The sequence below is a fragment of the Flavobacterium sp. KH_001 genome (assembly GCF_057840745.1).
The window spans coordinates 2,054,125-2,067,813 of record NZ_CM174520.1; the positions used below are offsets into that span (position 1 = coordinate 2,054,125).

The following is a 13,689-nucleotide window of genomic DNA, read 5'->3' on the forward strand; positions in this document are numbered from 1 at the left end:
AACTATAAAACTAAAGGCACTTTTCTAAATTCATCTTCTTCATTGCTTTCAATTCCTAATGCTTTGTATATGTATTGGAAAGTCGATAATAATTCTGGTTTTCCATCAATTAACGCTACATCGTGTTCGAAATGTGCACTTGGTTTTCCGTCAGCAGTTAAAATTGTCCAGCCGTCTTTTAATTGTTTGATGTTTCTGGTTCCCATATTGATCATAGGTTCAATCGCAACAACCATCCCTTCAACAAAAAGTTTTCCACGACCACGTTTTCCGTAGTTTGGCATTTCTGGTTCTTCGTGCATTTTTTGCCCTAAACCGTGACCTACCAATTCGCGAACCACACCATAGCCATGAGACTCAGTATATTTTTGAATCGCATTTCCAACATCTTCAACGCGATTTCCAGCTTTAAATTCTCTGATACCTATATAAAGAGATTCTTTAGTTACTTTCAAAAGTTTTTTAACTTCCGGGGCAACTTCTCCAATTTCGAAACTATAAGCATGATCACCGTGATATCCATTTTTGAACGCGCCACAATCTACTGAAATTACGTCTCCGCTTTTCAAAGGGGTGTTATTAGGAATTCCGTGTACAACCTGTGCATTCGGGCTCATACAAAGAGAATTCGGGAAATCATACAGTCCAAGAAAACTTGGTACCGCACCATGATCACGAATAAATTCCTCGGCTAATTTGTCAAGATATAATGTGGTAACTCCTTCTTTAATTTCAGAAGCAATCATTCCTAATGTTTTAGATACGATCAAAGCACTTTCGCGCATTAATTCGATTTCTTCTCTACTTTTTTGGATAATCATATTTTTCAGATTTTCAGTTCGCAAAAGTACAATTTTAATATTATTTTTTTGCCACGAATTTAACGAATTAGCACGAATTCAATTTTAAGAAAAAAACATGAATTTTTGAGAATTCATGTTTTGATAGTTTTCGGAAGAAAAAATTAGTGAAAATTAGAGAAATTCGTAGTAAACCTTTTTTTACTCTTATTGATTTCAAAGTTTTTAGGCTTATTATCTAACATAAAAAACGTAAATTAGTAGTAAAAACGCTTACAATCATGGAAAATTCTACGGATCAAGATATAGTTAAAGTAAAAGCTTTAAAGAAAATGAAGGCAAATGCGTTATCGCTTTTAGGCTTTGCAGTGTTGCTGTTTATAATTGCTATTTATTTTAAGATTCCGATGTTGCAGGCTTTTAGTGAAGCCGCTATGGTTGGAGGAATTGGGGATTGGTTTGCTGTTGTGGCTTTATTTCGTCATCCGCTTGGAATCCCGATTTGGCATACCGCTATTATTCCGACGAAAAAGAATGAAATTGGAGAGAACTTGGGAAATTTTGTTTCTGAGGAATTTCTAAATCGGGAAAAACTAGAAATTAAATTAGAAGAATTCAATTTTGCCACAAAAGCTTCAGACTGGCTTGCGCAGGAAGAGAATGCCAATAAAATTGCCAATTTGGTTGCGGTTAATATTATTCCTGGCGTTTTAAATACAATTAAGGATGAAGATATAAAACGCTTTATTCAGGTTCAGTTCAAAGAAAAACTGGAAGCAATTAATTTTGGGGATTGGGTAGCACTGGCGTTAGAACCTTTACAGAAAGGAAATGTAAAAGATCAATTACTGACGAATCTTCTGGAAGTAATGAGTTCTGAATTGGCCAATAATAAAGATTTGATTCGCAAGAAAGTAAAAGCGTCAACACCTTTTTTGAGTTTCGGTTTAGCTGATAAAAGCATTTCAGAAGGTGTTTTTAATGGTTTAGCTGAATTCTTAGACGAAGCAAAAAATCCGGAAAGTGCTGTGAGAATTAAAATAGACGATTATATCGCTGATTTTCTTGAAAAAGTAAAAAACTCCGAAGAAATGAGAATCAAGATCAATAATTTGATTTTAGGTTTTGCGGGTAAAAAAGAAGTCCAGGATTACATCAACGGAATTTGGGATGAAATTAAATTATCTATTTCTAATGATTTAGAAAAAGGTGATGAATCTTCCATCAAAAAGAATATTTCAAGTCTGATACAAGGTTTCGGAAATGGAATAAAAGAAGATCCTGTAATGATTGACAAAATCAATAATTTTATCAAAAATGATTTGTTATCAGTGCTTCTGAATAACAAAAAAGTAATAGGTGATTTAATTTCATCAACCGTAAAAAGCTGGGATGGAAAAGAAGTTTCTGAAAAATTAGAATTAGAGATCGGAAAAGATCTTCAATATATCAGAATCAACGGAACTTTAGTTGGAGGCTTAATCGGACTCGTAATTTATGCAGTCGAATGGACATATCATTATTTTGTAATATGATTAATTTTAAACCATATAAGTATTCGTAGGGGATGCCTTTAAGTGTTCTTTTTAAATGAACTTATATGACTTATATGGTGAAAATCAATAAAAACAAAAAAGAGACAAATCTGAAGACTTGTCTCTTTTTCTATTAAAAAAAGTGGTTTCTATAATAATGAATGACAAGTCATAGCATTTGGCTGTGGAACTCCCATTAATTCTAAAATAGTTGGGGCAATATCTCCTAAAACACCATTTTGAATGTTTTTAAGGTTTTTGTCAACTAAAATAATCGGTACTGGGTTTGTTGTGTGTGCTGTATTTGGACTTCCGTCAGGGTTGATCATGGTTTCACAGTTTCCGTGATCGGCAATTACAATTGTAGTATAATCGTTAGCGAGAGCCGCTTCAATAACTTGTTTTACACAAGCATCAACAGCTTCGCACGCAAGGATTGCAGCACTCATAATTCCGGTATGCCCCACCATGTCTCCGTTTGCAAAATTCAGACAAACGAAATCTACTTCGCCTTTATTTAATTCAGGAACAAGTGCAGCAGTCAATTCATAGGCGCTCATTTCTGGCTGTAAATCGTAAGTAGCTACTTTTGGAGAGTTTCTCAAAATTCTTGATTCACCTTCAAAAGGCGTTTCTCTTCCGCCAGAAAAGAAAAAGGTAACGTGTGGATATTTCTCTGTTTCAGCAATACGAATTTGTGTTTTACCCGCTTTTTCTAAAACTTCACCAAGAGTCTCCGTAATATTATCTTTATTGTAAACAACTTTTACGTTTTGATACGTTTCGTCGTAGTTGGTAAGCGTTACATAATACAAGTTTAATTTGTGCATGTTTTGCTCGTGGAAATCATGTTGTGAAAGTGCTTCTGTAAGTTCACGACCTCTGTCAGTTCTGAAATTAAAGAAGATTACAACATCACCTTCAACAATTGTTGCCAAAGGTTTTTGTTCTTCGTCAACCATTACAATAGGCGCAATAAATTCGTCAGTTACATCGTGTGCATAACTGTCAAGAATACTAGCTACCGCATTTTTTGAAGGAATTCCGGTACCGTTAACTACTAAATCGTAAGCTAATTTTACACGTTCCCAACGTTTGTCACGGTCCATTGCATAATAACGACCAACGATCGAAGCAATTTTTACCGGAGTATCTTTAATATGTTCTTCTAAATCATGGATGTATTTTGCTCCTGATTTAGGGTCAACATCACGTCCGTCTGTAAAAGCGTGGATATAAACCTGATCTAAACCATATTCCTGAGAAGCATCAATTAGTCCACGTAAATGAGAAGTATGAGAGTGAACACCTCCGTCAGAAACTAATCCTAAAAAGTGTACTTTTTTATTGTTTTCTTTAGCGTACGTAAAAGCATCAACCAAAACTTGTTCTTTGGCTAATGTTTGATGTGCTACGGCAAGGTTAATTTTGGCTAAATCCTGATACACAATTCTTCCGGCGCCAAGATTCATATGTCCCACTTCGCTATTTCCCATCTGGCCTTCAGGTAAACCTACGTTTAATCCATCGGTACGAAGTTGAGCGCTTGGGTAATTTTTGTAAAGACTATTTATAAAAGGAACATTTGCATTGTCTATTGCGGATACTTTAGGGTCAGGAGATTTTCCCCAACCGTCTAAAATCATAAGGATAACTTTTTTGTTCATTACTTTTTGTTTTGTACAAAGATAAGCCATTTCTAAAATGTGCAAAGAAAGCAATGTTACATTTATGTTTAATAAAATGAAGTATGTGAAAAAATAATAATTTAATTAAAGAAGGACTTATTTTTTAAAATTAATTCACGCTAAGCTCTCTTTCTGAGCTTATTTTTGACAGCGTTATAGTCAATAAAATATTTCACGCTTATTGAAAAAACATGTTTTAAGGCGTCATTATTAAGTAAGGCAGTTACATTGTCTTTATAATCCTTGTCAATAATGCGTTCAAAATTATCGGCACTATTGCGGTACAAAACGGAAACCTGACTTCCCGGAGCGAACCACCATGAATAAGACAAATCAGCATTCCAGGAATAAAAACTTGAATTCTTATTATCAGTGTATTGAGGATAAGGTGTTAAAGTTCCATCTTGTTCCAATTCAAGAATATCTTTATTTTCGGCATAAGACCAATATTGGCGAAGTGCCAAATTCAGTGTCATAGCACTGTTTAAAGCATATTTTCCGGTAATTGTGTTGGAGTAGGTAATTACATTTCGATTGGCAAAAACAATAGTTTTCGGAGTACTTTGGTTATCGTCGTCGTCAACGCTGTCAATGTATCCTTTGTTGTTGTTTTTTCTTAAAAAGCTAAAAGTATAGACCATTAAAAGTTTATCACTAAAGCGATATCTGGGGCCGATATCAAAACCGTATGCCATTCGTCCAGGCTCATCAGCAATAGCAATTGACGGATTTATATCTATAGCAAACTTATGGTTGTAATTTGTAGAAATGCTTCCCCAGGCCTCAACTTTTCTTGGAAGAATTACATAACGATTTGCTGCTCTGGGTTCATAATAATCATGCGACACCAAAGGGAAAAGGGTAATTCCGCCACCATAATAATTATTTTTTACCGTACTCAGGTTTACATTTACATCAATATTATTGTCTTGTACTTTTCCAGATTCTTTGTTGAATTCAGTATACATATTATAGTTAATCCTGAAACTATTAAAGAGCTTTGTTGGGTTTAAAATTCTATAATTGGCATTTCCATAGAAATTGTAATAGTTGGTGTAAAAGTTAATTCCGAGATCATTTGGATCGTAATCTTTTGTAACAAAATCAGTGCCTACACTGTAACGGTATTTTCCAGTAGTTTCGGCAAAACCAATTGTAGAGAAAACTCCGGTTTTATCTTCATCGAGATTGATAGTGCTATATTTTACATTTCCTGATAAATTATAGGTATTTGCTTTTGTATTCAAGTCCCAGGCCAGACCGGAAACATTGGCGTCTCTATAATGTCCGTTTCTTGTAACGTTTGTATTTATAAAAGTTACCGAAGAATTTTTTCGGAAACGCTGATCTAGAACCAAAACATTGTAATTAGTTAGTGGTTCGACCACTACTTTTCTTGTATCGCCTGAAATAGTATCTTTTATAGAGGCGAAAGTTTTTTCGGTAACCGCATTTAAAACGCCAATTCCTAAGCCGTTTTTGGTTCTTCCTGAAACCTTCAAAGCATTGATAAGATTAACGTTCTGTACTGTTTCATATACTTCTTCGTTATCATTTAATTCAGGATCAATAGTAGGGGTGCCTCCAATTCTTCTGGAATAAAAGATGTTTCCTTTATTAAATAAGTCGGTTCCTTCGGTAAAAAAGGCTCGGTTTTCATTGAATTGCTGCTCAAACGGACTTAAATTTAAAATCTGATCATCGTATTTTGTTTGTCCAAAATCTGGAACCAGAATCGCGTCGAGCGTAAAGGCGTCGTTGATTCCGTATTTAATATCCATTCCACCTTTTATGGTTCCGTACGTTTTTTGACTATCTGAAGCGTTTAAATAATATGATGCATATGGCATAAAGAATAATCGGGTAGGAGGTTTGATGTTTTCGATTCCGGTTAATTCCCCATTTTGTTGGGTAAATGTTCCAATTTTGGTGTTAATTAAGGACCAGGTGTACTTTCTACGTTCTCTTTTTACTTCTCTGAAAAAATTAATGCCCCACGTTTGTTTATTCTCCGCAGAGAAACGCAAGGCGGCGTATGGAATTTTAATCTCCACTATCCAGCCTTTGTCGGTTATTCTTGCTTTGCTAATCCATACGGCATCCCAGGAATAGTCCTCGCCAATAGCATCTGTCATTATACAATCACCCTGAACATCAGCGGCAGAAACAAAAAATTCAAAATTTTGTTGCCCGTCATTAAAGCCGTTAATGAAAACGCCAAAAATATCAGCAGTCCCAAAATTATCGCGTTGCGAAATTTCTTTTAAAATCCTGCTCGGTTCATTATCATACATTGTGGCACCAATGTAAATAGCGTCATTGTTGTAGATAACCTTGATTTCTGTTTTTTGAGATTCAGGAATTGGTTTTCCGTTATCGGGTTCAAACATGATAAAATCAGAAGCTATTGGGGTATTTTCCCAAGCTGTCTCGTCCAGCTTTCCATCAATAATAATGGACTGCGAGGTAGATTGCGCTTGCAGGGTTTTCTTTTGGCTGTAGCCGAAAGATACACAGAAGAGAAAACAAAGGGAAACAACTTTTTTCATTTTGTATTATGAAGGATTCTTGAGATAATATAGACATTCAATTCTGTTAAATGTTACACTTTAAAAGCTGAAAATTATATCTTTTTAATATTGTAGGTATATCGCTACGTAATAAAAGTTAAAATAATAGGTAAAAATAGGATTTTTACGTCAATATGCTAATTTTTTGTTTTTGATCTGTTAAAATTTAAACAAAACGGCCTTGATTTACAGGGATTTATTTTGTGCGGGATATTTTTTTTATACTTTTGTCAAACCCAAATTTGTTATTAACCTAAAGAAATTCAATGATTTACAAAATTTATCCACTGCTAGTGTTTTTGTTATTATCTTTTGGTAAAGATTCAAAAAGCACTCCCGAAACTAAAAAAGTAGCAACTAAAAGTATCGCTAAAGTTGAAAAGCTTACAGTCGAAGCTAAAATTGAAGGTGTGTATCACGCTTTGAATCCAAACAACTATCAGTTGCCTGAACTTAAAACTTTCTCTGAAGCCTTAAAAGGATTTTATCTATTAAAGGAAAGAGGAGTAGTTCAAAAAGACATCCTAACCTTGATCGATTTCAGTTTGTCATCAAATACCAAACGTCTTTGGGTAATTGATTTGGCAACAAATACTGTTTTGTTTCAATCTCTGGTTGCTCACGGAAGAAATACCGGAGAAGAATATGCGTCTAATTTTTCAAACAATAATTCCTCTAATAAAAGTAGTCTTGGTTTTTATGCTACAGGCGAAATTTATCAGGGAAAACATGGCGTTTCGCTTCGTTTAGATGGTTTAGAAAATGGCGTAAATGACAACGCTCGCGAAAGAGGCGTTGTAATGCATGCTGCAGACTATGTTTCAGAGTCTTTCATTAGAAACAATAAAAGATTAGGCAGAAGCCAGGGTTGTCCGGCAATTCCGTTTGAATTGAGAGATAAAATAATCGACACTATAAAAAACAAATCGTGTTTGTTTATCTACCATCCGTCAAGAAGTTTTGCGATGGAAGAAAGACTAATTTCTTAGTTTAGCATACAAATCCGAATCTAAATTATAAATATCAGCTCTGAAAATGAGCTGATTTTTTTTGCTCCAGGCCGTCCAGTACCATTGATACAAAGCATATTTTTTTGTTATCCTAATGTTAGTTGTGGTTTTGGTTTCAATAATTGAATCAATTTTTTCTTTCGGCCAATTTGTCGAAATACTATCATTTAAAATATGTTCGGCAAGCTCCAGCGGATTTTCAATACGAACACAACCAGAACTTAACGAACGATTATTTCTTCCAAAAATATTGCGATGATTGGTGTCGTGAAGATATACGCTATGGTGATTTGGGAATAGGATTTTCATTAATCCTAAAGAGTTATTATAGCCCGGACTTTGGACGTATTTATAATTTCCAGGTTTGTTTTCATTCCACTTACTTGGATCAACTTCATGGCCCATTGTATCATATATAGTAATGTTTTTATTTTTTAGATAATTACGATTACGTTTCATAGCAGGAACAACATCTTCTTTTAAAATGGTTGGCGGAACGGTCCATGTTGGGTTAAAAACTACTGTTTTTAATACCGAAGTGATGATGGGCGTTCTTCTTTTACTTGTTCCAACAACAATATTGCGCACTAAGGTAGTGTCCTGACTTTCGACAACATTTAGGCTGTAATTTGGGATGTTGATGATAAAGTAGTTCTCGGCAAAATCATTGTTATACCAGCGCCAACGTTCTAAATTTGCAATAATCTGCTGTTTTCTTTTTTCTTTAGAATAATTCAGGGCGCTTATTGTTCCTTTTCCAATTACACCATCAGCTGCTAAACCGTGTCTTTCCTGAAATCTTTTTATTGATTCAAACGTCTTTTTATTGTAGATGGAGCTTACACTATCTTTCCCTGACATATCTCCCCAAAACAAAAGTCTTTTTTTGATATTGATTAAAGCAACATTGGTGTCATTTAATGATATTTTCTTTGTTAAAGAGTCAACAGTAATCATTCCGATGTCATCCTCGGGATAGGTATCAATAATTTCAAGTGCTTTTAAAAGCTCTCTATACGTTTCTGATTTTGGCTGGATATTTTCAACGATGCTGTCTAATTTGTTTTTGTTAAATGCTTTTATCAAAACACTATTAACATCCAGTTCTTTTTCTTTGAGATCCCAATCTGTATATAGTTTTTTAGGATCGAGTTTTCCTTTGTGTAAATGATTCAGGTACAATTCAAAATTATAAGTTAGCAAGATGTCATATGTTGCTAATTCTTTGTCGTTAAGTTTATGGATTCTTTTCTCGTATTTTTCAAGTGTAACAGATTTGTAGTCATTTGGATCTAATCCTAGTGCTGAACAATTTTTTAATTGAGATAAAACATAAGTTCTCTTTTTGAGATTTCCCCAAACGGTTTTGTTATTGGAAGAATTGTAAAATTCCTGAAGTGTTTTGCTTTTAAAAACCCCAATCAGGGTAGTGTCAATAGAAACTGTTCTTTCATCGGTAAGTATGATTGCGGGAGGTGGAGTTGCTTTTTTTACAGGAATAACTTTCGGTTCCTCTTTTTTGCAACAAACAAAAATAGAGAGGATGATAAGAAAGTAAATATTTCTCATTTTATATTTTTTATACATCAAATAGTGTTTGCTAATATCTTTCATATCAAATGGTTTAATCTGGCGCATATATTAAAGTTTAAGCTGATCTTTATTTTGGCGTGTTTCTAAAATGGTCATTTCTTAGATTTTGGCTCGCAAATATAGGATTGCTTGAGATTAATTATGAAATAATTCCTGTTAATTTTTGATTATTATAATTCCTGAAATTAGGTGTTGTTCTGAATCATTACCTTCGAAGGTATAACTTTTTATGGGTTTTCATTTCCTGAGAACAGGTTGAAGAACGCGATAAGTTTCTTTTGAAGGCATTTCTTTAATTTGAACCATAATTTATGAAAAATAATTACGTGTATAACTTTTTAGTTTTAAATAGGTTATAAGAAAATGTTGTTTTTTATTCATTTTTTTTGAAAAAAAGCTTGTTTTGAACTGAACTTATTTTTTATATTTGCACCAGTAATGCGAAAGTAGCTCAGTTGGTAGAGCTCCAGCCTTCCAAGCTGGTTGTCGCGAGTTCGAGCCTCGTCTTTCGCTCTAAAAAGACCGGAACTTAATTGTTTCGGTTTTTTTATCAAAGTTAAATAATTATTGATTTTTATTTTTTTTAAATGATTTAATTATTTATATTTGCACCCTGTTAATGCGAAAGTAGCTCAGTTGGTAGAGCTCCAGCCTTCCAAGCTGGTTGTCGCGAGTTCGAGCCTCGTCTTTCGCTCTTCAAAATCCTCAAACAATTTGTTTGGGGATTTTTTGCTTTAGACTACTCTGGAAGTCACAATATTCTTAAATTCCATATTCCAAACTTTATAACAAAAATGTTTTTAAAATTGAAATATGGAATTTAAAAATTTTGAAATTTTATTTTAAGTCGCTCAAATCGCTTTCGTTTTCTAATTCTGCTGGGTTTTGGTTTTGTTTGAACAAACGTGCGTTCAGACTTCCTTTTAGAGTTATTTTATCGCCTTTTACTTCAAGCCAGCTTCCTTCTCTCAAACCTAAAACCGGAATAGAATTGAAAGCGTGAAATTCTTTAATTCTGGTTTCGCGTGTTTCACCCATATGTTTTGATTGTAAATCCGGATCTAAATAATGTGGATTCAAATTAAAAGGAATTAATCCTAAAGTTTGAAAACTTGGCGGATAGACAATTGGCATATCATTGGTTGTTTGCATTGATAAACCGCAAATATTACTTCCTGCACTTGTTCCTAGGTAAGGTGTTCCATTTTTTACAGTTTCAGAAAGAAGCTGCATAATATTGTGTTTATATAGTTGATTGACCAATAAAAAAGTATTTCCGCCGCCTGTAAATATTCCTTCTGCATTTTTTATCGCTTCCGCAGGATTTTCGAACTCGTGAATTCCTTTTACTGAAATGTTAATTGTTGTAAATGCCTGTGCTACTTTTTCAGTATACTCATTATGTGAAATTCCGCCGGGACGTGCGAAAGGAATAAATAAGATGCTTTTGCAATTTTTAAAATGTACTTGTAAAGTAGGTAATAAATACTCTAAATAACTGCCTTCGTGAAGGGTAGAGGTGCTGGCAATGATAATGCTTTTCATAAAATTTGTACTCAAATTGTTTAGGTTAAAGATATTAAAAACTCTTTTTTGAGGCTAGAAAAAGAGAGTTTAATTAACATATTTTTACCAAGCCGTTAATACTAATTTTGGAACACATTAAGATATTTTTACACTTTTAACGATAATCTTAATTTTTTCATTTTGATCAACAAAGTTTTATGTGTTTTGGTTGTTGTTTTGAGTCAGACTGCATGGTCTCAGGATCAGGATCGTGTTGCTGTCAATGGTAAAATCGTTTCGAATACAAATGATTTGGAAGGTGTTTATGTGGTAAATGCACAAACAGAAGTTATGGTGACAACGACTGCTGATGGATCTTTTTCGATAATGGCCAAACCGGGCGACACACTTGTTTTTTCTTCTATTCAATTCAAAGAAAATCGGGTTTTGTTAACCAATGAAAACTTTACAGATCTTAATTTTACTGTAAAGCTAAGTTTGGTAATGCATCAATTACAGGAGGTTATTGTAAGGCGATATGATAATATTAATGCTGTGGCTTTGGGAATTGTCCCTTCAAATCAAAAAACTTATACAGAAAGCGAGAGAAAATTACGAACTGCTACTGCGTTAGATGCGACGGCAAGCGCAAGTGGAATGGCTGGTGGTTCAATTTCTGCTGATCCTTTTTTGAATTTTTTATCAGGCAGAACAAAAATGCTTAAAAAGGAATTAATAGTTGAAAAAAAGGAATTTTTTATGAAACTTTTAGAGAATATGTTTAGTCTGGATCATTTTGTGAACCGATTGAAAATTCCGAGTGAGTATGTGAAAGGATTTGAATATTATGCTGTAGAAAATGATAAGTTTACAGTCATTTTAAATTCCAAAAATAAAACTTCGACAGAATTCTTATTAGCCGAATTGGCGGTTAAATACAAGGAAATATTGGCTAATGAGAACAAATAATATTTTATTAATTTTATTTTTGGTAATTGCTCAAATTTCGTTTGGACAAACTTCTGGTGCCAAAGAAATTCTAGGGCAGGTATTTGAGCAGTCCTCTTCGGTTGAAGGTGTTAATATTATCAATAATAATACGCAAATTACTGCTGTTACAGATGAAAACGGAATGTTTTCTATTGTTGTAAAAGAAGGCGATGTTTTGGTTTTTTCTTCAGTTAATATGGAGCCTTTAAAACTTAGAATTACAGCGGAGGATTTAACTTCGTCTACAATTAGGATAAAAATGACCGCGAAACAAATCGAGTTGAAAGAGGTTGTTGTAAATGAAAACGCAGGCATTAACGCTGAAAATCTGGGAATTGTTCCGCATGGTCAAAAAACATATACGCCTGCCGAAAGAAAGTTATATACAGCCAAATCTACTTCGATAGATAAGATAATAAATGGAATTTCAGGGCGCACGTCGATGCTGAAAAAAGAAGTTAATGTAGAGAAGAGAGAAATGCTTTTTAGAAAGCTGGAGTATCTTTTTGATGAGAATTATTATACAGAAAGATTAAGGATTTCGTTGGAAGATATTAAAGGATTTCAATTATATTGTGTAGAGGATTCTGAATTTGCCGTATCTTTGAATAGTAAAAACAAAACAATGAGTATGTTTTTAATAACTGAATTAGCCAGAAAATATCTTAAAATCCTCGAAAATGAAAAATAGCCTAAGAGTACTCGTTTTGTTCCTGTTTTGTCAAATCTCATTTGGACAAAATTCAGCCAGGATGCCATTACACGGGCAAGTGACTAACAAATCGCTTGCTATTGAGAGTGGATACGTAATGAATATAAATGCCAATGTTAGAACTTTTATTGGTTCCGGCGGATTGTTTGATATCATGGCAAAGCCAAAAGATACTTTGCTGTTTACCGGAATGGCATTTCAGTCTAAAAAGATTGTTTTGACTGAAAAAGATTGTGCTCAAATTCTGTTTACAGTTCCTTTAGATTTAGTAAATAATCAGCTTAAAGAAGTTTTGGTTCATAAAGATTTAAAAGTAAAAGCATTGGGAGGTGGTTCTCAGGCAATAGTAGATATGCAGTTTGAAGATGATAAACAATCTACCGCTAAAAATAACGTAATGTACTCTGATCAGACAATTAAATACGGAACTGATTTTGTCCGAATATTTAAGGATGTCAAGAAGCTTTTGCGCAAAAATGATGAAGTGAAGGAAGAAGTTATAAGTGATATCGCATTTACAGCTTATGCCAGAGATAATTTTACTCCTGACTTTTTCAATAAAACATTGAATCTAAAAGATGATGAAATAGAATTGTTTTTAATGTATTGCTCTAATGATCCTGAATCTAAACGATATTTAAAACCAGATGATAAATTTCAGTTAATCGATTTTATGATTAACAAGAATAAAGATTTTAAGAATATTACTGTCTCCAAAAATGAAAAATAAATTAATTTACCCCTTAATTGGGGTTTTATTTTTATCGTTATCCTCATTTGTTTTTCATAAATTTTATATGGGTGTATTTCAGGTGAATTACGCAGCTGAAAAGAAAATGATCCAAATTACATCCCGTATTTTTATTGACGATCTAAATAACGGAATGGAAAAAAAATACCATAAAAAAACCTTTGTAGGGACAGAAAAAGAGACTTCTGAAGATTTAGAATTGTTTAAAAAATACCTTTCAGAAAATTTTATAATAAAAGTAAATGGTCAGTCAAAACCAATTACTTTTTTGTCAAAAGAAATTGAGGCTGGTGATGTATTGGTTTGTTATTCGCGAATTAAGGATGTTGAAAAATTTAAGACACTGGAGATTTCAAACACCATTTTAGTAGATTGGAATGCTGAGCAGCAAAACATTACACATATTTCAGCATTCGGTAATAAAAAGAGTGTTCTCTTTACAGAATCTTCAAGGAAAGAAGTGTTAAAGTATTAATGAATAGGTATAATTATCATTTTAATTGTTATTTTCACACCCTGATAAAATTACCTATT

At 33.5% G+C, this 13,689-nt stretch carries 11 protein-coding genes and 2 tRNA genes; 8 read left to right on the plus strand and 5 right to left on the minus strand.

The window, feature by feature from the left end; all coding sequences use genetic code 11:
- Positions 1 to 2: 2 nt before the first annotated feature.
- Positions 3 to 821, minus strand: a complete 819-nt coding sequence (gene map / locus AC3ITQ_RS08945; RefSeq protein WP_489238172.1) for a type I methionyl aminopeptidase — start codon at positions 819 to 821, stop codon at positions 3 to 5.
- A 260-nt stretch (positions 822 to 1,081) separates the two neighbouring features.
- On the opposite strand from map, the gene AC3ITQ_RS08950 reads away from it, so the two are divergent.
- Positions 1,082 to 2,335 carry a DUF445 domain-containing protein gene (locus AC3ITQ_RS08950; protein ID WP_489238174.1) on the plus strand — a complete coding sequence of 418 codons (1,254 nt, stop codon included), beginning with the start codon at positions 1,082 to 1,084 and terminating at the stop codon, positions 2,333 to 2,335.
- Positions 2,336 to 2,484: 149 nt separating this feature from the next.
- Here the strand turns inward: AC3ITQ_RS08950 and gpmI are convergent, their stop codons facing one another.
- A complete protein-coding gene (gpmI, locus tag AC3ITQ_RS08955; RefSeq protein ID WP_489238175.1) occupies positions 2,485 to 4,002 on the minus strand; it encodes a 2,3-bisphosphoglycerate-independent phosphoglycerate mutase in 1,518 nt (505 codons plus the stop codon).
- Positions 4,003 to 4,142: 140 nt separating this feature from the next.
- Positions 4,143 to 6,572, minus strand: a complete 2,430-nt coding sequence (locus AC3ITQ_RS08960) for a DUF5916 domain-containing protein (protein WP_489238177.1) — start codon at positions 6,570 to 6,572, stop codon at positions 4,143 to 4,145.
- A gap of 287 nt (positions 6,573 to 6,859) precedes the next feature.
- Between AC3ITQ_RS08960 and AC3ITQ_RS08965 the strand changes: the two genes are divergently transcribed.
- Positions 6,860 to 7,582: a murein L,D-transpeptidase catalytic domain family protein gene (locus AC3ITQ_RS08965; RefSeq protein WP_489238179.1), complete on the plus strand. Its 723-nt coding sequence runs from the start codon at positions 6,860 to 6,862 to the stop codon at positions 7,580 to 7,582.
- On the opposite strand, the gene AC3ITQ_RS08970 is transcribed toward AC3ITQ_RS08965, so the two are convergent.
- Positions 7,571 to 9,172, minus strand: coding sequence for a L,D-transpeptidase family protein (locus AC3ITQ_RS08970; protein ID WP_489238180.1), 1,602 nt, complete (start codon positions 9,170 to 9,172; stop codon positions 7,571 to 7,573). The two genes, AC3ITQ_RS08965 and AC3ITQ_RS08970, sit on opposite strands and share 12 nt — an antisense overlap.
- Positions 9,173 to 9,636: 464 nt before the next feature.
- Here AC3ITQ_RS08970 and AC3ITQ_RS08975 point away from each other — a divergent pair.
- Positions 9,637 to 9,709: transfer RNA gene (locus AC3ITQ_RS08975), tRNA-Gly, on the plus strand.
- A 108-nt stretch (positions 9,710 to 9,817) separates the two neighbouring features.
- Positions 9,818 to 9,890: transfer RNA gene (locus AC3ITQ_RS08980), tRNA-Gly, on the plus strand.
- Positions 9,891 to 10,033: 143 nt separating this feature from the next.
- Here the strand turns inward: AC3ITQ_RS08980 and pepE are convergent.
- Entirely contained in the window at positions 10,034 to 10,741 is a 708-nt protein-coding gene (gene pepE / locus AC3ITQ_RS08985) for a dipeptidase PepE (protein ID WP_489238182.1), read from the minus strand.
- A gap of 162 nt (positions 10,742 to 10,903) precedes the next feature.
- Here pepE and AC3ITQ_RS08990 point away from each other — a divergent pair, with 162 nt between their 5' ends.
- From AC3ITQ_RS08990 to AC3ITQ_RS09005, 4 genes are read left to right on the plus strand one after another with little or no spacing between them, the layout of a single operon-like run.
- On the plus strand, positions 10,904 to 11,671 hold the full coding sequence (locus AC3ITQ_RS08990) for a peptidase associated/transthyretin-like domain-containing protein (RefSeq protein ID WP_489238184.1): 768 nt from the start codon (positions 10,904 to 10,906) through the stop codon (positions 11,669 to 11,671).
- On the plus strand, positions 11,658 to 12,383 hold the full coding sequence (locus AC3ITQ_RS08995; RefSeq protein ID WP_489238186.1) for a carboxypeptidase-like regulatory domain-containing protein: 726 nt from the start codon (positions 11,658 to 11,660) through the stop codon (positions 12,381 to 12,383). Before AC3ITQ_RS08990 ends, AC3ITQ_RS08995 begins: the two co-directional genes overlap by 14 nt.
- Positions 12,373 to 13,134, plus strand: coding sequence for a BamP family beta-barrel-assembly machinery protein (bamP, locus tag AC3ITQ_RS09000; protein ID WP_489238187.1), 762 nt, complete (start codon positions 12,373 to 12,375; stop codon positions 13,132 to 13,134). The genes AC3ITQ_RS08995 and bamP overlap by 11 nt, the downstream gene beginning before the upstream one ends.
- Positions 13,124 to 13,630, plus strand: a complete 507-nt coding sequence (locus AC3ITQ_RS09005) for a DUF6702 family protein (protein WP_489238189.1) — start codon at positions 13,124 to 13,126, stop codon at positions 13,628 to 13,630. Before bamP ends, AC3ITQ_RS09005 begins: the two co-directional genes overlap by 11 nt.
- Positions 13,631 to 13,689 lie beyond the last annotated feature (59 nt).